The sequence below is a fragment of the Solibacillus kalamii genome (assembly GCF_002174535.1).
Classification (GTDB): domain Bacteria; phylum Bacillota; class Bacilli; order Bacillales_A; family Planococcaceae; genus Solibacillus; species Solibacillus silvestris.
Map to the genome: position 1 here is coordinate 114,092 of NZ_NHNT01000011.1, position 20,909 is coordinate 135,000.

Below are 20,909 nucleotides of genomic sequence, written 5' to 3' on the forward strand. Positions count from 1 at the left end.
TTGAATGTGAATTAAAAAACCACTCCGTTAATCTTTCGGAGTGGTTGTTCGATTTCTATGATTTTATTTCACTAATATCCAATAGCTTTTCTGCGGTGCTGTTAACATTTCCATAGGCATCGTTCAGTTCATGCATACTTGTGGCAAACTGTTCTGTAAATGCTGCGATTTGACTTGTCGATCCATTAACTTCTTCGATGGAAGTGCGGATTTTATTAAGCTGCGCAGCAATTTTTTCTGCACTTTCTTTGCTATTCTGCGCCATTTTTTGTATTTCCTTCGCTACGACGGCAAATCCTCTTCCATGCTCGCCAGAACGAGCCGCTTCAATCGATGCATTTAATCCTAAAATTTGTGATTTTGATGCAATTCCTTTTACAAGTTCGACCATTTGGTTTATTTCCCCAATATCGTCCGTCATCATTTCTGTTGATGTGACAAGGCCATCCAAGCGGTTTGATACATCCATGCTTGCCGCCGTTAACTCTTCATTCGTTGCAGTCATTTCCTCTACCGCACTCGATAATTCTGTCGCTAATTGACGCATAGAATCCATCTTTTTGTTTGAAATAGTGGCACTTACTACACCTATTATGTCTGCTCCATCAAAAATTGGCTGTGCTGATGAAATATAAGCAAACCCAAATCTTTCCGGACCCTTTTCTTCTCTTAAAAAACGCTTTGTCGTCAATGCACGCTCTGTAACGGTGCCGCGGAAATCTCCCATTTTCAACCCTACATTAATTTTTAAATCAATAAACTTGCCGGGTAAGTATCCCACAACCTCTTCATTGCTTGCTACAATGATACAAGCATCTTCCGGAAAAGTTGCCTGATATAGCTCCATCGTATCTACTACTGCTTGTAATTTTGTATGCATGCCCATCTCCCCTTTGAATGTATTATATAATAGATAATAATACCTTAATATCTTAATCTTTCGAAATGTTCATGAATAAACTCTGCTATATGTTCTCATAAAAAAATCCCCTTCTCTATAAAAGAAGGGGAAATTACTATTGTTCTTCCATCGCTGCAGCTGCAGTCATCATATTATCATAGTCTTCTTCATCATAGACTAGATTATAGATTTTCCACAGGCCGTCTTCTGTTTTCTTTAAGTAAGCTGTTCCGGATAAATCTAATGTCATTTCCAAGTTGAAGTTGATTTCCGGGTCATTCATCTTAATATGAACTTTCAAATCATCAATTTTTACTGCGGCAAAACGTTTATTCAATGAAATCAACTTACTTGAATACTCGCCTATTTTTTGAGATGAACTAGAACCAGTTGAGAAATCTGCGTCTTCCAATAGCAATTGGCTATCAAGTGAATAAGCTAAATAGTAGCCTGTTGTTGTTTCACGATAGAGCGCATCCATATCCTCTACGTTTTCCGTATCTGATGAAAACTCAAACTCTTTATCAATATAACGATTCACTGTTGCAATGATTGAAGCTTCGTCTTCTGCTACTCCACTCTCTAAATGTAAAGCACGGTCAATCATCAGTACTGCATGAGAACGCTTTGCAAAATCATTCGGTTTAAACGTTTCTCCATAGCCATTAACAATACCGGCACCTGCTGTTTTCACAATTGCTTCATAAGAATAGCTATTCGGATTAACATCGTTAAATATTTTTCCTGTTTTTGAAAAATCAACTGTCTCATTAAATGCACGATAGATCATCGCTGCCATTTGAGCACGTGTAATTTTATCGTTCGGTTTAAATGTACCGTCTTCTTTACCGGTAATAATGCCTTTACTGCTGGCAATCTGAACAAAGTCATAATACCATGCAGAAGATTTAACATCGGAGAATTCTTTTTTAATATCGCCACTCGTTAAATTCATTGCATTCACTAAAATTTTTGTAAACTGTGCACGTGTAATACTGTTTTCGGGCTTTAAAAGAATGGACGTAAATTCGTATACTTCTCCATCTTCTTCATATACTGTTGGCTCTTCATATCCGTCGATAATATTTGCATATAAGAAACGTTCCAACTGCTCGTATGCGCCATGTTCATAACTTACATCATCCATGTAATACTGATCGATCGTTTTTTCTGCTGCCGACGCTGGCGTTACAGTAATAAAACAAACTGTAAAAACTAATAAAATTGCTAATTGAAGTACCTTCAATCTAGTTAACCCCACTTCTCCAAATTCTATAATACCTTAACATATTACTTAAACAGAACTTATATGAATACAAGTATATTTTGGCAATGTTTTTGAGAGACAAATTAGTAGCCTAAATAGTAGTAAAAGATGAATGCAACGGCGAAGTTAGGAATTGCCATATTAAGAGAACACCATGCAATCGTATTTCTTTGAATCCAGCTTTCTTTCGTTTCCATTGCCGTGTTTGCCCGCATTCGGTCACCATTGACGAATGCACCGGAAAAAATGCATGCCACAATAAAAAAGATAAAACCAATCCCGCTCGTAATAGTGGAAATCATATGAACATCCCAAATAATAATAGAAAGCAAAATTCCTATTAAAGACAACCCTGTACCGATTAGAAAAGATTTCATATCATTCCCCCTTTCCCTATATACCGCATTCTTTTGGAAATGGTTTCAAAATAAATCAGTATAATGAGAATTTTTTAAGGGCATCGTCTGGAACTAAGTAATAATGTACAATACTTAAAAATCCTTTCGCCGAATTTTTCATTGCCTGTTCATCGATATTAAATTTTGGATGGTGTTGAGGAAATTGTGTAGTGGGGTCATCTATAGCTGAACCAGTATAAAAATATACTCCGGGAACTTGTTGCAAATAGTACGCAAAATCTTCACTTGCCATAATGGGGTGCATCTCAACGACATTTAAATGGTTAATATTATCAAGCAAGTCTCTTACAACTTTAGTTTCTTTCTCGGTATTTACTAATTGCGGATATCCTCTTGTATATTCCATCTCATAAGTAGCACCATAAGTTACTGTGACATTATTAAGAATATGCGTTAAAATTGTTTGTACATTTTCCCGTTGTTCCTGGTTAAATGTACGAACTGTCCCCTCAATTGCAGCTTCTTCGGGAATCACATTTATTGTACCCCCGGAGTTGAATACAGTAATTGCTGCCACTACCGGTTGTACCGGATTAAGTTTTTGACTCATTAACAAATGGATTTGAGTTATAATTTGTGCGCCAATCACAATCGGATTGACTGATGTGTGAGGAGCGGAAGAATGTCCGCCTTTACCGATTATTCTAATTCTTACATAGTCACTGGAAGCGGTAGCACTCCCTTTTGGTACCGTAAAGTTTCCTAATGGGACGGAAGATAGGACATGATTTCCGAAGATTGCATCTCCCCCTTCGAGCACACCCTCTTCTAACATTTGAATGGCTCCCCCCGGAAATTGCTCTTCCGCTGGTTGAAATATAAATTTAACCGTTCCATAGAGTTGATCTTCATCTTTACTTAGTATTTTTGCTACCCCAAGCAATGTTGCGGTATGTGCGTCGTGACCGCATGCATGCATAACATTCGGGACCCGGGATTTATAGGGCACGTCATTTTTCTGTTGAATGGGTAACGCATCCATGTCAGCTCTTAATGCAATCGTCGGCCCTGTTTTTCCCCCTTTTAAAATTTCGACAACGCCATGCCCGCCAATATTCCGTTGCACTTTAATTCCATAACCAGCTAAAATATCCTCTACCATTCTGGCCGTTTGTACCTCTTGAAATGGCAGTTCAGGGTTCTCATGCAAATGCCTTCTCCAATCAACCATTTGATCGTACACTTCCTCTACTTCTGCATGCCACTCGTTAAGCACTTGAACACATCCTTTTCTCACTCGTTCTTAAGCATCAAATTAGTATATACATTTGTTACATGAGATGTTCGGTAGAGGGATTTGTCCCAAAAAAAGAGCTTCGGTATGAATCCGAAACTCCTTTTTATTTTTATTCTTCATTTATTTTTATTCTTCATAATAACCGCAAACGACATGGCCGACTGCTTTAGCTGCTACTAGAAGAGCATCCTCATCGATATCAAATTTCGGGTGATGATTGAAGAAAGGTTTTTCCACTCCTTTTGGTGAACAGCCAATATAGAAGAAGCAAGACGGGAATTTCTCTGCATAATAGGCAAAGTCTTCAGATGGCGACATTGGTGGCACTTCCTTCACCTCTGTAATAATCGGATCATTCGCCCCTACTAAATATCCTGCTACTTTCGCTGTTAATTCAGGGTCATTGTATAATGGCGGATAGTCGTTTTCATACGTCAACTCACAAGTGACACCGAATTCTTCTTCCAAACCTCTTACTAATCTTTTTACTTCCACTTCTATTTTTTTCTTCGTTTCTATCGTCATATAGCGAATATCGCCTTCAAGTTCTACACTATCTTTAATCACATTAAATGTCCCTTTACCGTCGAAGGAACCAATTGTAATAACACCGATATCAAAGGGGCTTAAACGGCGGCTAATAATTGTTTGCACAGCAGTGACAAAGTGTGCACCGGCAACAATCGCATCGTTTGCCAAATGTGGTGAGGAGCCATGTCCGCCGCGTCCTTGAATTTTCAGTTTTAAGTAGGCACGCCCATTGAAGGCAAAACCTGAATTATAACCGACAAATCCTGCAGGTCCCATTGGCAGCAAGTGAATCCCGAAAACATTATCTAAATCATCGAGCAGCCCTGACTCTACGATACTTTTTGCACCGCCTGGCGGAACTTCTTCTGCATGCTGGTGAATAATTTTAATTGTCCCTGGTATCTCATCTTTCAATTCGATCAAACAATCCGCCAATACAAGTAAATATGCGGTATGTCCGTCATGGCCGCATGCGTGCATTACCCCTTCATTAACAGATTTGAATGGAATATCGGCTTCTTCGGTAATCGGCAATGCATCGAAGTCTGCGCGAAGCCCGATATTTTTGCCTGGCTTGCCGCCTTTAATCGTTACAATAATTCCGTAGCCATTTCCGACATTTGAATGAACTTCTACATCTTTTCCTTTATAAAAGTCGAGAATGTACTGTGCAGTTTTTTCTTCTTGAAACGATATTTCAGGATGCTGGTGTAAATGTCTCCGGATTTGAATCATTTCATCTTTACGAAGTTCCAGCATCTCCATTAGTTTTTGTTTCATGGTTACCACTCCTGTACTTAAATTTTGAAGAAAATAATGTAAACGCCTTTGACCAGGCGTTTACATCATTCAAATTAATCGACTGATTTCCCTGCGTTTTTCGGAACTAGGAATAAAATTGACAAGATGGAAAGGACACCGAATATGACGTTAATGATGATCCCTGTCGTTGCGGCCATTTCCAGGTTGCCGTTTGCAGCTGCCGCGCCGTATGCTGTCATGGAAATGGCTACACCGAACGCACTACCTAAAGAACTTGCCATTTTATATACACCTGCCGCTTCCCCAACTTTGTCAGAAGGTGCATTGGATACAGATGTATCTGTTGACGGTGTTGCATAAATACCTAAGCCAAGACCGAATAAAGCAAATCCTACGAATACCGCGATTGTATACGCTACATCCGGCAAGAATGTTAATCCCATTAATGCAACACCGACCGTAGTAATTAATCCACCCCAAATCATCGGTTTTTTAGCACCAACACGTTGAAGTATTTTCTCCCCTACACGGATCATTGCCAGTACCGTCACTAGATAGCCAAGGGAAAGTAAGCCTGATTGGAAAGCATTAAATCCACGTCCTACTTGCACATACGTATTGGCTACTACTAATGTACCCGCGATTGCATTGAGTAAAAAGTTTGATACCGTTGCACCTGTATAGGCTTTGTTTTTAAATACCGCAAAGTCGATTAGTACAACTTCTTTTTTCATTTCTACTCGAATGAATGTAATTAATCCAATTACTGTTACTGCCATTAAAATTAAGGAAATGCCGCTTGTCCAACCAAAGTCTGCACCATACGTAATTAAAATATTTAATGCAACCATTGTGACAATAAAAATGCCTAGACCGACGTAGTCAAAACGGAATTTTCCTGAAGACTCCTGTTTACTTTCAGGTGTGTCTTTTAGTAAAAACAGACCAACTAGAGCGAATACAATCGAGAAGATGAAAATCCATCTCCATCCTAATGAAGTCGCAATGGCACCACCTGCAAATGATGCAACACCGGAACCTCCCCATGAACCAATTGACCAGTAGCTTAATGCTCTTTGACGGTCCGCGCCTTCAAAATAAGCTTTGATTAAAGCAATTGTAGACGGCATAATGAATGCTGCTGATAGACCGATAATAATTCGGCCGATTATTAATAAAACAGCACCTTGCGCCAATACTAAACAGAGTGAACCAAGAATACTTAGCCAATAACCGATGACCGCTATTTTTTTACGACCTATTTTGTCAGCAAGACCACCGGCCGCTACGATGAACATTCCTGAGAATAATGCCGATAAACTAATCGCTATATTAATCGTACCAAGCGAAATGCCTAAATCCTCTTGAACAGCTGGTACAACGTTTACCATTGCTTGAGCAAATAACCAGAATGTAATAACACCGAATACAATTCCGATGATCATTTTATTCGTACCTTTGTAAGTGTTCATAATAATCCTCCTATAAAATTTTCCGCGTAATTATAATGTCTTCAAATCTCTTTTAATCATACTCCTCAGTATTAAAAGAAATATTGCAACCACGCTTTAACAATTAACAATAGTGATTTATTTTCTCGAGAATATTTTTTAGCCGTTAAAGCCTGATCAATACTTCATGTCTTTAGTTTATACAGAAATCTATATGTCAAAAAGTTATTATTTGCGTATAACATGTATACTAGTCTGTATATTTTTTACGGAAACAATTGGAGCAGCAAAAATATACCGTCAATTTTTTACTTAAATAAAAAAAGACTGCTGCGTATCGTTCGCAACAATCTTTTTATAAAACAGCTTTTCTTATATCAAAAAAATGAATGGCATTCACCGTTAAGTATGAATAAAAAGACCAATCACTCATAATTTTTTCATCAAAAATTTCAAGTTGAGGATAGCTTGACCTGTTAATATAATCAATGACTTCCATATCCAATCCATAGCGGCTATTCAAATCAATCCAATTTGTATAAAGTGCGCCATGCTCACGGTCAAACGTGTATTTTCGCACTTGATATTCGCCAGGCTCCATTCCTTTAATTTTCACAAATAAGTCCTTATTGAACATTTGCAAAAACGTTTCCTCAATTAAATAATAAGGATTCACGGTTTTACTGTTCATGAGCACTAACTGATACCCACGTTCATTTTTTGTCATCATGTAATCAGGTCCTTGGGCAACAATCTTACCTTTTAGCCTTTTTGCAAACATTAACGCAAAATATGCCGGTCTTTTTCCATCAAAATAATGGAAAAGTTCTAGCCCTTCAATCCGGATACGTTGGCCGTCACTCTCACTTTCATGTACAACCGTATTAATCCAAAAACCTACTGATTCCACCTCATCTGATATGTCCAGCATATTTTCCAATACTAATGCTGCGCGGAAAAAGCGGCCGTTTGTCAGGCGTGTATTTCCGGAAAGAGTATTCCATGAAATGACATGAAGCGGCTTTTTAATTCCATTCTTCTTTAAATACGCTTTTATTTTTTCTGTTTTTTCTTTTAAATAATCTTTTGTCAGGAAAAAGCGGTCATCGTTCAACTCTTTAAAATCTACAACATCATTTTGATTCGAATGATACCCTATAAAATCTACAAACTCCGCCTCTTTTAACAGCCATATATGCGCTTCACTTGTCTTCTCCTTTTCAAAGGAAAAAGGTAAAAACATACCGACTTGAATATCCGGTACAATGCCTTTTATCAAATGGTATAACCTAAAATAAACCCGTTTTAGCTCATCTGCTGCCACGATAGTATTGTATGGTTCATAAAAGAGAAAATGCCAGGCGCTTAAATAGGAACCACCATATAATTGCAGACAATGCTTCAAAAAATGCTCCAGCTTTCTGAGATAATTTTCTTCATCCATCGTTAATTCCTGATAATCAATTCTTACGAAAAGTGCCAAGTTTTGCTGCTTTAAAAACTCCAGGGCAATATCGGTTTTAAAATATTGTGAACTTGTCGGGATGATTTCATCTGTTTCAATCTCAGCTGAAATCGCTTCTCCCTTTAGTAAATTACTGATTCCTATAAAATCTACCCCGATTTCTCTTTTCGCCATTAAAATTTGTGCACGGATATTTTCCTTTTGTAATTCCTTCAACTCATGCACAATAACCATATGTTTGGGCCTTGAAATAGGAATATTACCAGGCGCTGTTATATCCAATGACAATTCTTCAAATTTCGATTGTGTATTTTTATACGATTGATCAAGTGTATTTAAAATAACCCCTAACTTGCCTAAAATTTCAGGTGAATGTACTGGCTGTTCCGCATCTTCCAGCGGGTACTCTTTAAATGAATCCTTCTTCTCTACAGGATGTTTCTCCCGATAGACATGCGGTGTCATCCCATAGTTTTCTTTAAAAAGGGTCGTAAATGATTTCGTGTTGGGAAATCCATTATTCATCGAGATTTGTGATACCGTATCATTCGTATAGAGCAAATCTTTTACACTATGCTTCAGACGGATTGTCATTAAATAACGACTGAACCCCATATTCATCTTTTGTTTAAAATAACGGGATAAATAAGCTGTCGACAAATAGGATTTTCGGGCCATTTCCTCCAACGTAATCGGCTGATCATAATTTCTTTCCAAGTAATCGATAATTTGCGTAAGCCGCTGATCATTTGTATCCAATTTTTCTGAGGAGCTTCCTTTTTTCTTAAAGCCGCGAATGAGCGTAAGCAAGATATCACATAAATATTTTTGAAACTCAATTTGGTGGCTTTCATCTTGACGGTAATAGGAAATAATTAACTTAATAAGCCACTTACGAAGATTATTAAGCATTTTTTCGCGCCCCATATGCACTTCCTTTGAGTAGCATTCAAAGCGATTATCACGGTAATTTTTATAAAATCGGTCGATAAATGCATCCGAAATTGTTAGACTGAGCACATAATTATTAGGATTCCCCTTTATTTGAAAGAGCTCGTTCCGATTAATAACCAATAAATCAAGTTTATTTAATTCATAAAAATGACTATCTGTCTCGACAGTAATCTGTCCTTCAACAACAAATATTAACTCAAGCCCCTGATTTACTTTTGGTGATAAATAATGAATCTCCTTTAAGGAAATTTGAAATTCAGATAGCTGGTTACTCATCTGTTCACCTCACTACTTTTCTTTAATTAGTTTTCCTAATGTGGGAAGTTTTGTTCCTTTTATACGATTTGTCTATTATGTCGAATTGTTTCAATAAACTTTTCAATCGTTGCCGTCAAATAGGAATCCGCTCTCCTAATAAAGACCGTCTTTACTTTACTATACTCACTTGGCAATGAGTGACAATAAATAGTCCCGCTCTGCTCCAGATGTGCAACAGCTGACTTTGGGACAAATGAAACCCCCAGTCCCATTGAAACACTGCGTATAATCGTTTCCAGTGTACCAAACTCCATCACTTTTTGAGGACTGATATTTTGATCCTGGTACCATGTTTCCAGACGTGCCCGGTATCCGCAGCCTTTTCTGAAACATAGGAACGGGATGCCTTCTAATTCTCCCAACTTCAGATGAGGTGAGTTTGAAATTAATACAAGCTCTTCATCAAACACTTCATATGACTCAAGATCCGGATGAATATTCGATGCAGTTATAAACGCTCCATCCAATTTATAATCCAGTACTTTTTGCTCCAATTTCTCTGTTACCCCTGTTATTAATGACAAATCGACACTTTGATAACTTTTCATATAGGAAGTTAATATATTCGGTAAATGGTAGACCGTTTCGACCGTACCTATTTCAAGCTTTCCGATTGGTTCATTTTTATTAAGAACAGCTCTTTTCATTTCCTCCGTTAATAGCAATATTTTTTTACTATAAGATAACAAATTTTTTCCTTCAGGTGTCAAAGTCATCCCTCGTCTATGTCGGTTAAATAATGGCGTGTTCAATTCTACTTCAAGTTTTTGTATTCTTGATGTAATATTCGATTGGACATAATTTAATTCTTTCGCTACTTCCGTAACTGTTCCCTTCTCGGCAACAAGTTGGAAAATTTCCAAGTCTTTAAATTCCACGATACATCCACCCTCCTTTTCCTGTTCCTATTACTCTAACATGGTATCTTAAATACTGATATTAATCATAACTTTTATTCATTTTACGAGATAGTTATACAATTGTAAGATAGTAATCGTGACTATTTAGTGAAATGAGGTTAATAAAGGTTGAAAAATAGTGTTCTAATCGGTTCTATTTTATGTTTTATAGCTGCAGTATCATGGGGGGCAATGTTTCCGGTAGCCCATGATGCATTTAAACATATAGATCCATTCTACTTCACCATTTTTAGATATGGCGCAGTGACGATTATTTTAATTGCACTGCTGTTATGGAAAGAAAGAAAGAGAGCTTTCCGTATGGAAGGAAAAGGCCTGCAACTTTGGTTTTTCGGTACGATGGCCTTTACTGTTTATAATTTGCTTATTTTCTGGGGCGAGGATTTACTCGGACAATCCGGTGTTATGACGGCCTCTATTATGGAATCACTTATGCCGATGATTTCGATTGTCATCTCATGGATGATTTTTAAGCACCGTCCATCGCTGTTTACATTACTATGTGTATTATTATCATTTATCGGCGCGGTATTAGTTATTACAAAAGGCGATCTTCAGGCATTTTTAGGCACGACAGGTCAGTTTATCCCTTCCCTTTTAATCTTTATCGCTGTCGTCGGATGGGTGATTTATACAATGGGTGCCAATGAGTTCAGTCATTGGTCTGCTTTGCGCTATTCTACATTGAGCTGTTTACTTGGAACCGTAACCGCATTATTCGTTACTTTAGGTGCGACAATGTTCGGCACTTTATCTGTGCCTGCTGTAAACGATGTAGTTGCAGTAGGTCCACACTTACTGTTTATGATTATTTTCCCGGGTGTCATTGCATTATTGGGCTGGAACATTGGCGTCAACTACTTGTCACCTTTAAATGCATTACTGTTCATCAATTTCGTTCCTGTCACAACACTTTTCATTTCCATTGTTCAAGGGAATTCAGTGACGGTATTTGATATAGTAGGAACAGTGTTGATTATCATTGCACTTTTATCAAATAATATATATGTAAGAATGCTGGACAAGAAAAAGGCCAATCATACGATGCAATCTACATGGAGTGAAGGGATTTCTTAACTACAATCTTTAGGCTTAATGCAAATAAGCGATTGGGACAGAAATAGAAATACCATTGGATAAGAAGAAAGACCTTATTAAGAAACGGATATTTTATAAAATTGATTGGAATGGAGAGGAGGCGACTCCAGCGGGAATAGCGTGACGCCTGAGACTAGGAACAAAAGCTAAGAACGCCACGTCCTGTGGCAACGCTTTTGTGACCAACATCCTGTTGGCCTCACGCCCGCGGAAAGCGTCCGACCTGGAATAGAAATCAATTTTTAACACTCAGCAAAAAAATGCCATTTTTCTCTCAGAGAAAAATGGCATTTTTGGGTTATGTCCCACCCTCAATTAAAATCCCGCTACTTTTATAGTTCATTGTAATATTTTCCTTATAATGTTATCTTTTAGGTTGAAATACTATAAATTTATTTAAAGGAGTTGAAAAAGTGAGAAAAACGATTGCCTCCATTAGTATTGCACTAGGCTTGATGTTTGCGATCGGAACGAACGTCAATGCTGCGACTGTTCATTACAAAGACGTCAAAGAATCGGACAACTTTTATCCCTCTGTTGAGTATTTATTAGACCAAAAAGCAATTAGCCGGACATTGCCTTATTTTAGACCATATGAAAATATTACGCGTGGCCAAGTGGCAAGTATACTTGCAAAAGTATTGGATGACCGCTTAAAAGAGATTGAGTATACGGAATGGTATAGGGGTGCGAACTTTATTGATGTGCCAAAGACAGATCAATTTTATCCTTACATTAATAAGCTGGACTGGAACGGGATTATGCGCGGGTATTATGTGAATGATACTTCTTCCTCTGCGAGGGCTTTCGGTATTAACCAGCCTTTAACGCGTGGACAATTTGCCGGTGTAATTATAAAAGCATATGAAATTCCATTAATTCAATTGCAAAGCTACAAAGAAAGTGGCGCTTCCCCATCTGACATATTCGATGGAAAAAACTTTACGTATCCTTGGGGCCAGGAAATCGCGACACTTCAAACAATCGGAATTTTAAATGGTTACCAGGACGGAAATTTCAAACCAAGTACACCGATTAAACGTTCTCAGTTTGCAAATATGCTTGTGAAAGCTGCAAATGGCGAACTGTATTTCTTTAACCAGAACAAACTGCTCAATGACTTTGAACAACTAGGTATTTCTAAAGAAATTTCAATAGAAAAAATCAAAACACTAACAAATAATACAACTGTTAAATATTTGGCTTCCTACAGAGATGTACGGTATTTAAATGCTGTGACTATTGCAATAATGATCTATAAAGAAGGAGTCATTTTGTTCGAAGATATTAACGTGAAAATGGCTGTTTCAAAAGATGCGAACGGAAAGTGGCAGTTGAATGTTGAGAAAATCAATTAACAGGGAATTAATTATAACCGGTATCAGCTGGACGGCTAATCTATTTGATTAGCCTTTTTTTTATAACTTGAAGTTTATGTTTTTCTGATAGGCCGCTCTCTTGGTGTAATATTAATAATATAGTAACTAATAATTAAAATCAGGATTACCCCTGCAAAAATGAGTGTATCCATTGCGGAATCATGTTCGACAATAATGAGTCGGAGCATGGCCGTAATTCCGATATACATAAAATAACGAAGCGGGAAATGATAGTCTTCTTTAAAGTATTTCACAATCATCGTGATAAACTCGAAATACAGGAAGAATACTAAAATTTTTGCCAGTAAGTATTTGTATTCATGCTTTTGCCCGTTAAATATAAACTTTAAAAGCTCGACCATTTCGATGATGAGCATGACACAAAGAGTTAACGCCAATACTGTTAAACCAATATTCAAGATCACTTGAAGCACTTTCGGAATAATTTCTTTAAATGGCTTAGGTTTGGATAAAAACTTCATTTATACACACCCCCAGACGTTATATTTTCAGATTATTCCATCATTAGGGGTATGTCAATTTTGTAAGCGATTACTATTTCAAAAAATTTTTTTACGTTTTTTTATTCTTAAAAAGAACCTTTTAAATTGCTAAATTGCCCAGGTTCATTTTCAAATATTGAATAAACGGATGCTTCACCTTATCCACTTTTCTAGTACAGCAAAACAAGCTCTGGCTGATTTCCACTTGATCGACAAAGACGCGTGCAATGCTGCCTTGCAATAATTTTTCCTTTACACTGCATGCTGGTGCGATTGCCATTCCATAACCGGCTTCCACAACTTTAATCGATTCCAGTACACCTTCTATTTGTAAGCCAAATCTCGGTAACGGGCAATTATGCGTATAAAAAATAGCCTCCATTAAATCCAGTGTTGAACTGCCTCGCTCCCTATAAATAAAATCATGCTCACTTAGCTCAAAAATCGATACTTTTTTATTTGCTAAAGGATGTGCTGGATGGACAACAAACCAAAACGGAATATCCAGTATTTTCTCAAAGGACAAATCTTCATGGCCAATATTGCTTTGCACAACAAATCCAAAATCAACTTTATAATCAAGAACAAGACGCTCCACAGACTGTACATTTCCAAGCGATACATACATATCGATATTTGGATTTTTTGATTTATATCCCGCAATGATTGGCGGCAAAATATAATTGGTTGAAATATAAGACGAAGCGATTTTTATATTCTCTTTCTTTTCCAAAAAGGCTTTAAATTTTTCATCAATCTGTTCTTCCAAATGAAATAACCGTAAGCCTTGCTCATAAAGAAATTCACCTTCATATGTAAGCTGAATACCTCTTCCCTTTCCTTCTATAAGTTTCACTCCGATTTCTCTTTCAAGTTTGCGTATTTGTACAGTTACAGCCGGCTGACTGATATGCAGGAACTTCGCTGCTTCAGTAATACTGCCCAGTTTTGCAACGTTTGTGAAAATTCGTAGCGTATGTAAATTCATTTCCTCACCCACTCATAACTTAAATTTATGAATATACAAAATATATATATTTGTTTTATGAGTAGTATAGCAGTATTTTGTGAGTAGGGGGGATTTGTTTGGAGAACTTATTTATAGAGTGGCTATCCATAGATGGGCTCATTTTATTCGCAATCGGCATACTTGCTTCCATTGTAGGGGTCATGTTTGGGGCTGCAGGATTTGTATTGCTTCCTTCCTTATTGTTAGTCGGCATTCCGATTCATGCGACTGTCGCAATTAATAAATTTGCAACAGGCATATCTTCATTTTCGACGGTTATTGTTCTGACGTTGAAAAAAAGAGTACAACTGAAAAAAATGATTCCATTTATGCTGATTGCAGCAATTGGCGGTATAAGCGGGGCATTTTTAGCAACAAGATTGGCGGAACATACGATGAATATTGTTGCTTGTATTGTTTTAATCGTAATGTTCTTTTTTCTTATTAAAAGTAAAAAGAAAGAAGTAATTAATGAGCAGCCCGACATCGAAAAGAAAACTAATTTAATTGCACCTTTTTTTATTAGTATTTATGATGGTGGGCTTGGAACAGGTTCTGCACTGCTAAACATTACATATTTTCTGAAGAAACAAGTCAGCTATGTAATGGCTGCAGAAATGACTCGTTTTTTAATGTTTGCAAGCTGCACAACTGCTTTTTTATTTTACCTGTTCTATGGCATCGTTAATTGGGGTGTTGCCGTTCCTGTAGCTGTCGGATCGATTGTTGGCTCCCATATCGGTCTAAAAATCATTCCTTATTTAAAAGGAAAATGGGTTGAGATTTTACTGCCTATTATATTTTTCCTGTTAATTATCCAAGTAATATCGGATTTACTTTTCTAATATTGTGGCTGGGACAAACTTAAAATGTATCTGTCCCAGCCATTTTTATTTACTGGCCCTTTTCTTATGCACTACACCATTCAAAAATAAAATAACCATTAAAAGTATCGACAGATTAAATGTTACGTTGGAAATTTCGGTATTTAATACAAAGACCATTACATTATTTAATAAAATAACTGCGCAAATTATAAACGATAAATTAGCAATAAAATGATTGCTCAAGTTATGTGACACCCCTTAACTTTCATTCCAATCGGTAAATAATTCGATAAATTGTTTGTGATCATCCCGCCAACACGCAACCCTATTGCAGCCGGCTTTCCGCTTATTAAAAAACTGCCGACCAGCAATTCACCTGTTTGTCTTCCCTTTTCACTTCGGAAAGTTGTTTTTGGCTGCTTAATAAATTGCTGGTACACTTTCGGATAGTGATAATACGATTTTTGGACATCTTCTTTTATAAGCTGTCCGTCTTCAGCAAATATTTCTACCGTATCTCCCTCCCGGCCAAATACGGGTTTCTTTACATAGCGGATCCCTTTTTCGATAAACAGGCTATCTTCCAAATAGGTCGGCAAAAAATATTCGGCAATCCATTCATGCTCTTCCGTCGTAAAAAATGCATTTCGTTCTTCATGCAAGCCCCAGATGATGGCTTGTACTGCTTTGTTTTGCAGTAAAAATGCCGAGGGCGGGTTAAGGATTGTCAGCAAATTCTGCTCAACCAGTTCCATTAGCCACAATCCTATTCTATTCTGCGCATCATCTTCGTCCTGAATTAAATTTTCTATCGGAAATGTTGGACGATACAGCAAATCGATCCGCTTTCCATCCTCATCGAACAACCCGACACCCTTTTGTATTTGCAATTGGTGTAAAGGAGTAAACTTTGCTCCGGGCACAAATTGCATTATGTAAAGCGTAGTATAATAATCTTCTATATTATCATCGTGGGCGGTAAAAACGATATGTGCATCAGGGGAAAATATGCTTTGGGCAACACTTTTTCTCACCATGCTTTTTAACATCTCTTCCATTGCATTATTCGGATTTCCCATGCCAAATGCTTTGCAGATTTGGCCGTTTACAACAAATAATTCCTTGATGAACGTAGGTGTATCAGCATTCATTTCAATACATTTATAGCCGCCATTATGAGCAATAAAATCAAAACGCGCAATAACACTTTCCGCTTCCAGTGTTTTCAGGCGCAGAATAGGAATTGTTTCTTCCGGATAGCCCATTTCAATCAGGGCTTCATCCGGAAGATTGCGTAATAAATGGGCTGTTTTAAAAAAGATTTTCCCTGCACAATCAGTAGCTATGCGAATTTTTTCTACTTCTTCCTCTGTTACTTCATAAAGGTCATAGAGAGCATATTCCTCGTCATATAAATCAGCCCAAAACCGGTCGATACTTGCATAAAATTTCCTGCGCTCGCTGTTCGTCATGGATTACTCAGCTCACTTTCATCTCGGTAACATACATTACGTAGACACCACGATCTTCATCAATCTCTGTTGAAGTAACAAGCATTTGCCCAATGGATGGTATATCCACTACGTTTTTCAGTAAGTAGCGGATCACTTCAAAATGCGTATCACAAGGAATACGTGACAACAGACGATAATTTTCACGTTCGTTTGGGCTTCTAAACTCGATATGTATGCCCCGCTCACGAAAATTTTTCTCATCCTCGCCGGATAAATTGCGGCCCATCTCCTTTAGCACAAGGACTTCCACATCTTCTTCCATTTCATTCGATACAAGCTCATACTGTGTACCGCGCATAATAAAATACGTGCAGAGCTGCCTTGCATAAAATTCATCGATCCCTACATTTGTTTCGGTATATTCATAAAACGGTTCATAATGACCATTTCCTTTATCAACATAGTAAATTAACCGCTTCATTATTTCCGCTCCTTAAATTAATAAGATATGCATTTCGCAACAATCAACCCGACTGCAATTGATAACGACAATAACATTGTTCCGACTGCACGGTTATCTTCCTCAATCGCCTTTTGAATACTGAATTGGATTGTTATAACTTCTGCCAGGAAAAACACTATTACCTGCGCTACAATTCCAATCAAACCCCAAATGGCCATATCCATTAATGATATTGAATACTCTGCCGCTGCACCTAATACTATTGCCAGACCAACTACTTTACCGCCCATTAACATTGCGGCTGCTACATTCCTTTGTGCAATTAACTGAAATTCTTTAATCTTTGGTGTACTGAGCGCAAACAGCACCATACCGATTATTAATAAACCTAATGACACACCCAGATATGATAAAAAATTTAAATACCCATTCATGTTATTTTGTCTCTCCTATCCCCCGAAGCTTTTTGTGCCACTGCCAAAACCTGAACTGGTCTTTGCGGCCTTAAAGCTATCGCTATTTTTATAATTTATGTAGCTGCTGTCACTATTTAGTGCAGATTTATTATTGAAATATCTACCCCCATAATAGTAGGCGCCGTAATGTCCTGAACGGCTTTCGTCACATCGCCATACGCCTTCTTCTTCCGACCAGTCCCAATCCCGGCAGCTTTGGTCTGTAGGCTTTGGCGGTAAACTGCTTGAAGTACCGCAGCCAGCCAAACTTAATGTAAGCGCAGTTGCTGAAACGCCGGCCATCAATTTTTTCGTCTTCTCCATCTTTCTTAGCCTCCATTTCCTTTCCCCTTTAATCGTACGTAACAACAGTAAAAAAAGATTCTAAAAATTTAATTTTGGTAATAAAAAAATCCCGTGCATTAACAGGATTCAAAATTAGTAGTTCTTTTGTTTTATTTATCTAAAAACAATAGAAAATAACTCCCCGCACATATATACAAGGCGATTTGCGTAATCATGTAGATTGCACGTTCAGTTGATGTTAACTTTTTTTCTTTCTTCATCTTTTTAAAATGCCAATAAAAATATATCCCACATAAGAGGAGAATGGCTCCCGAAATTTGAAAAACATTTTCCAGTATACTAACCAAAGAAACCCTACTATTCTTTCTTCAGCTTTTGCATTCAATTCATTTTACACAATGGAATATAAACGACTTTGCCTGATTTGTAGCTGTTTGAAATGTAAAGTCTTCATAAGCGTTCACAGTTATAAAGCCTGCCTTTTTAAGTGCGGATGAAATTTCCTCTAGGCTTCGGAAAATTAGCTGGACCTTTGCTTCGTGCGTAATACCGGTATTAACATTTTTAATCTTTTCATAAAACGTAAAAACATTCCGGTCTAACCCTTCGTATTCATCCCAATACATCAACGGGTCTCCAGTATAGATATCTTGAAGCTGGTCTACTGTCTCATCTTTTTGCCACTCTTCCCATGCTTTTGCTTGAGGGTTTCGTGCATCAAAAATAAATTGCCCGCCAGGCTTTAAAGCTGTAAATACATCTTGCAAAACATTTTTCCAGCTCTCTTCCGTAATAAAAACCTGCGCCACATTCGCTGTCATGATTACTGCATCATATGAATTAATTGTTAAGCCCTTACTATCGCCAATTATCCATAAAACCAATTCAGCATTTTCCTTATTTTGAGCTCGATGAATGGCTTCTTCATTAGGGTCGATTCTAGTCACTTCATAGCCGGCCTTTGCCAGTTCTATTGTTACCCGTCCAGTACCGCACCCTAGATCGGCAATTTTCTTAGCTTTTGATAATTGTAGCAATTCCATAAAGTATTCATCTTCTTTTCCCCATGTATGGAACTGATCGTAATAATAGGCAATCATTTAACTTCCCCTGCTTTCCTTTTGAGCATCCGTTCACTTATAATTCCTACTCCAGCACCTACAAAGATTGGCAGTAAAGCAATCTCAGTATAAGAAAGCGAAATTTTAAATATCAGAAAATCTAAGTTAGCTACATGACCGATAAAATATAAAACAGCCATTGTTGCAAACGAGGCAAGTAATGGAATCCAAAATTCTTTTCCCATCATTTCATCTCCGTTCTATTCTTTTTACTGTCCATTAGCTTTTATGTTGTAAATCGCTCGAATTTAATTCTCTCTTATACCAAGTCGGTACAGGATTGTTCATATCGTCAAACCATTCCAAAACGTTTTTTGCCTGATTTTTCATGATGTTTAAATCATGTTCACTGTAATTTGCAGCCCAAGGAATGGATGACAGCATATTACTGCTAATATAAAAAGCAAGAAGCGAGAAAAACTCTATCGGCGGTGTTCCGTTAAAATATCCGTTAAGCTGCCCTGTAGCAAAAAATGGACTGGCAGTTGCACTCCATACAATCCGGTTAAATTCTTCCCACGGGTCTCCGAAGTCACTACGGTTAAAGTCAATTACATACAGCTCTTTCTGCGGAGAAATAACCATATTCCCAACATGGTAATCGCCATGGTGGAAACTTTGCTCTCTTCCTTCAAGGAGGTGTCTGTTCTCTTCGATATACCGAATGATTTTATCATCCCCCGCTATTTTTACATCACAATCCTGGTAAAGTCTGATTTTACTGTCTGCCTTCCGGTTAAAGTGTGTTCCCCAATCTTCCTGCTCTGCTGGTGCAGGAATACTGTGAATCTCTTTCAGTATTTGCCCTGATTTCACCCCTAGTGAATACTGTTCGTCTTCTGTCAGGTTAGGTAATACCTTCTCCGCGTCTTCACCGTCACACCATACGAAAAGTGTATAGACACTTTTACCGTTGTCACAAACTCCAAAATCGACAGGTAGTGAAACGGGCAATCCCCGATCAGCTAAACGCTTTATGATTTCATATTCATTTTTCTTTTTTTCATACTCCGCCATGTCACATATGCGCAGCAGCAATTTCCCATTTGTAACTGTTTCAATATAGTACTTTTTATCATCCGACCAACCTTTATTGATTGTTTCAATTTTCTTGAAGGTATCGTAGTTTTTTATATCGAACATGGATAATCCCCCCCTTTTGCTAGTAATTGCTTCTAGTATTTTAACATATAATTGTACATATTTTTCCAAATAAAGTGAAGGCCGATGTTCCAATATTAAAACTTTAAAGTAAGTGAAGATAATATCCGATTACTCCAAAACCTATAAGTGTACAGCATAAAATTTTGAATACGGATGAGTTATTGAGTGCCGGATATAAGATTTCCGATACGGTAACTATAAAGATCATCCCCATAGCAAAACTCATGAAGGCGGTGTTTAATAGCGGATGAACAATATTAAGAAAACTACCGATAAAAACACCTAAAGCTACTGGCACCGATACGAGAAAGGAAACTAATAAAACTGTAAATATATTTAACCCTGCTAATATTAATGGGATAAACAAAATTATTCCCTCGGGAATACTATGAAATAAAAGTGTTTGTAGTAATGCCTTTGTAAGAACAGGTTCTTGGTTGGCTCCTAATGTTATTCCAATCGGAAAATTGTGAACCGCAAAACTAAGCATTAATAATAAGCCAGTACGAATATAGTATTTCTCTTTACTATAACTTTCCTTATCTTGTTTAAAGTGCGAACTACCATGCAGTACTGTGAATACCATCATTCCTATAACAAATCCAATAATCGTACTTAACCAACCGCCTGATTCAATCGCTTCAGGAAGAATTTCAAAACTGATTAAGCCCAGAATTACTCCTGTACAAAGCGCATAAATAATATTTGCCCTTTGCTTGATTCCTTTAAAAAGCCATGCAATCATGCCACCAATGAATATGCCTGAAGAAGTCCATAAAAAGCCTAGTAACCACATCGTTATCACCTTTCACTGAGTATAGTTAGTCGTATGGTTAATCTTCAGCATTTATGAAAATAAAAAAACCGTATTTAAAGTATGAGTTTACTTTAAATACGGTTAAATA

Annotated in this window: 21 protein-coding genes; 3 read left to right on the forward strand and 18 right to left on the reverse strand. The window is 37.4% G+C overall.

Features of this window, described 5'->3' with window-relative positions; genetic code table 11:
* Positions 1 to 55: 55 nt before the first annotated feature.
* The 8 genes from CBM15_RS14990 to CBM15_RS15025 all read right to left on the reverse strand — a co-directional run bounded on the left by CBM15_RS14990 (position 56) and on the right by CBM15_RS15025 (position 10,183).
* Entirely contained in the window at positions 56 to 880 is an 825-nt protein-coding gene (locus CBM15_RS14990; RefSeq protein ID WP_087618129.1) for a methyl-accepting chemotaxis protein, read from the reverse strand.
* Between the two features lie 136 nt (positions 881 to 1,016).
* A complete protein-coding gene (locus CBM15_RS14995; protein WP_087618130.1) occupies positions 1,017 to 2,147 on the reverse strand; it encodes an S-layer homology domain-containing protein in 1,131 nt (376 codons plus the stop codon).
* Positions 2,148 to 2,251: 104 nt separating this feature from the next.
* Positions 2,252 to 2,545: a DUF5316 domain-containing protein gene (locus CBM15_RS15000; RefSeq protein ID WP_087618131.1), complete on the reverse strand. Its 294-nt coding sequence runs from the start codon at positions 2,543 to 2,545 to the stop codon at positions 2,252 to 2,254.
* A gap of 55 nt (positions 2,546 to 2,600) precedes the next feature.
* Positions 2,601 to 3,803, reverse strand: coding sequence for a M20 metallopeptidase family protein (locus CBM15_RS15005; protein WP_087618132.1), 1,203 nt, complete (start codon positions 3,801 to 3,803; stop codon positions 2,601 to 2,603).
* Between the two features lie 147 nt (positions 3,804 to 3,950).
* Complete coding sequence (locus CBM15_RS15010) at positions 3,951 to 5,135, reverse strand: amidohydrolase (RefSeq protein WP_087618133.1); 1,185 nt, start codon at positions 5,133 to 5,135, stop codon at positions 3,951 to 3,953.
* 74 nt (positions 5,136 to 5,209) lie between these two features.
* A complete protein-coding gene (locus CBM15_RS15015) occupies positions 5,210 to 6,595 on the reverse strand; it encodes an MFS transporter (protein ID WP_420820152.1) in 1,386 nt (461 codons plus the stop codon).
* Between the two features lie 328 nt (positions 6,596 to 6,923).
* The gene (locus CBM15_RS15020) at positions 6,924 to 9,263 is read right to left on the reverse strand and encodes a helix-turn-helix domain-containing protein (protein ID WP_087618135.1); all 2,340 of its coding nucleotides are present in this window, start codon (positions 9,261 to 9,263) and stop codon (positions 6,924 to 6,926) included.
* Between the two features lie 59 nt (positions 9,264 to 9,322).
* The gene (locus CBM15_RS15025) at positions 9,323 to 10,183 is read right to left on the reverse strand and encodes a LysR family transcriptional regulator (protein ID WP_087618136.1); all 861 of its coding nucleotides are present in this window, start codon (positions 10,181 to 10,183) and stop codon (positions 9,323 to 9,325) included.
* Between the two features lie 150 nt (positions 10,184 to 10,333).
* Between CBM15_RS15025 and CBM15_RS15030 the strand changes: the two genes are divergently transcribed.
* On the forward strand, positions 10,334 to 11,302 hold the full coding sequence (locus CBM15_RS15030) for a DMT family transporter (RefSeq protein ID WP_087618137.1): 969 nt from the start codon (positions 10,334 to 10,336) through the stop codon (positions 11,300 to 11,302).
* Between the two features lie 434 nt (positions 11,303 to 11,736).
* A complete protein-coding gene (locus CBM15_RS15035; RefSeq protein WP_087618138.1) occupies positions 11,737 to 12,681 on the forward strand; it encodes an S-layer homology domain-containing protein in 945 nt (314 codons plus the stop codon).
* Between the two features lie 74 nt (positions 12,682 to 12,755).
* On the opposite strand, the gene psiE is transcribed toward CBM15_RS15035, so the two are convergent.
* Complete coding sequence (gene psiE / locus CBM15_RS15040) at positions 12,756 to 13,184, reverse strand: phosphate-starvation-inducible protein PsiE (RefSeq protein ID WP_008405939.1); 429 nt, start codon at positions 13,182 to 13,184, stop codon at positions 12,756 to 12,758.
* Between the two features lie 121 nt (positions 13,185 to 13,305).
* Entirely contained in the window at positions 13,306 to 14,193 is an 888-nt protein-coding gene (locus CBM15_RS15045; RefSeq protein ID WP_087618139.1) for a LysR family transcriptional regulator, read from the reverse strand.
* A 98-nt stretch (positions 14,194 to 14,291) separates the two neighbouring features.
* Here CBM15_RS15045 and CBM15_RS15050 point away from each other — a divergent pair, with 98 nt between their 5' ends.
* Positions 14,292 to 15,059 (forward strand): sulfite exporter TauE/SafE family protein, encoded by a 768-nt coding sequence (locus tag CBM15_RS15050; RefSeq protein WP_014822455.1) that lies wholly within the window; start codon positions 14,292 to 14,294, stop codon positions 15,057 to 15,059.
* 221 nt (positions 15,060 to 15,280) lie between these two features.
* Here CBM15_RS15050 and CBM15_RS15055 read toward each other — a convergent pair whose 3' ends face one another.
* The 8 genes from CBM15_RS15055 to CBM15_RS15095 form a co-directional block, all read right to left on the reverse strand.
* The gene (locus tag CBM15_RS15055) at positions 15,281 to 16,513 is read right to left on the reverse strand and encodes a glutathionylspermidine synthase family protein (RefSeq protein ID WP_087618140.1); all 1,233 of its coding nucleotides are present in this window, start codon (positions 16,511 to 16,513) and stop codon (positions 15,281 to 15,283) included.
* A 7-nt stretch (positions 16,514 to 16,520) separates the two neighbouring features.
* The gene (locus CBM15_RS15060; protein WP_087618141.1) at positions 16,521 to 16,976 is read right to left on the reverse strand and encodes an RNA helicase; all 456 of its coding nucleotides are present in this window, start codon (positions 16,974 to 16,976) and stop codon (positions 16,521 to 16,523) included.
* 17 nt (positions 16,977 to 16,993) lie between these two features.
* Complete coding sequence (locus CBM15_RS15065) at positions 16,994 to 17,392, reverse strand: DUF350 domain-containing protein (protein ID WP_087618142.1); 399 nt, start codon at positions 17,390 to 17,392, stop codon at positions 16,994 to 16,996.
* Between the two features lie 15 nt (positions 17,393 to 17,407).
* Positions 17,408 to 17,737, reverse strand: a complete 330-nt coding sequence (locus tag CBM15_RS15070; protein WP_087618143.1) for an aminotransferase yhxA — start codon at positions 17,735 to 17,737, stop codon at positions 17,408 to 17,410.
* Between the two features lie 368 nt (positions 17,738 to 18,105).
* The gene (locus CBM15_RS15080; RefSeq protein ID WP_087618145.1) at positions 18,106 to 18,819 is read right to left on the reverse strand and encodes a class I SAM-dependent methyltransferase; all 714 of its coding nucleotides are present in this window, start codon (positions 18,817 to 18,819) and stop codon (positions 18,106 to 18,108) included.
* On the reverse strand, positions 18,816 to 19,025 hold the full coding sequence (locus CBM15_RS15085; protein WP_087618146.1) for an ATPase: 210 nt from the start codon (positions 19,023 to 19,025) through the stop codon (positions 18,816 to 18,818). Before CBM15_RS15085 ends, CBM15_RS15080 begins: the two co-directional genes overlap by 4 nt.
* A 34-nt stretch (positions 19,026 to 19,059) precedes the next feature.
* On the reverse strand, positions 19,060 to 19,983 hold the full coding sequence (locus CBM15_RS15090) for an aminoglycoside phosphotransferase family protein (protein ID WP_087618147.1): 924 nt from the start codon (positions 19,981 to 19,983) through the stop codon (positions 19,060 to 19,062).
* Between the two features lie 103 nt (positions 19,984 to 20,086).
* Positions 20,087 to 20,800, reverse strand: coding sequence for a ZIP family metal transporter (locus CBM15_RS15095; RefSeq protein ID WP_087618148.1), 714 nt, complete (start codon positions 20,798 to 20,800; stop codon positions 20,087 to 20,089).
* Positions 20,801 to 20,909: the final 109 nt, after the last annotated feature.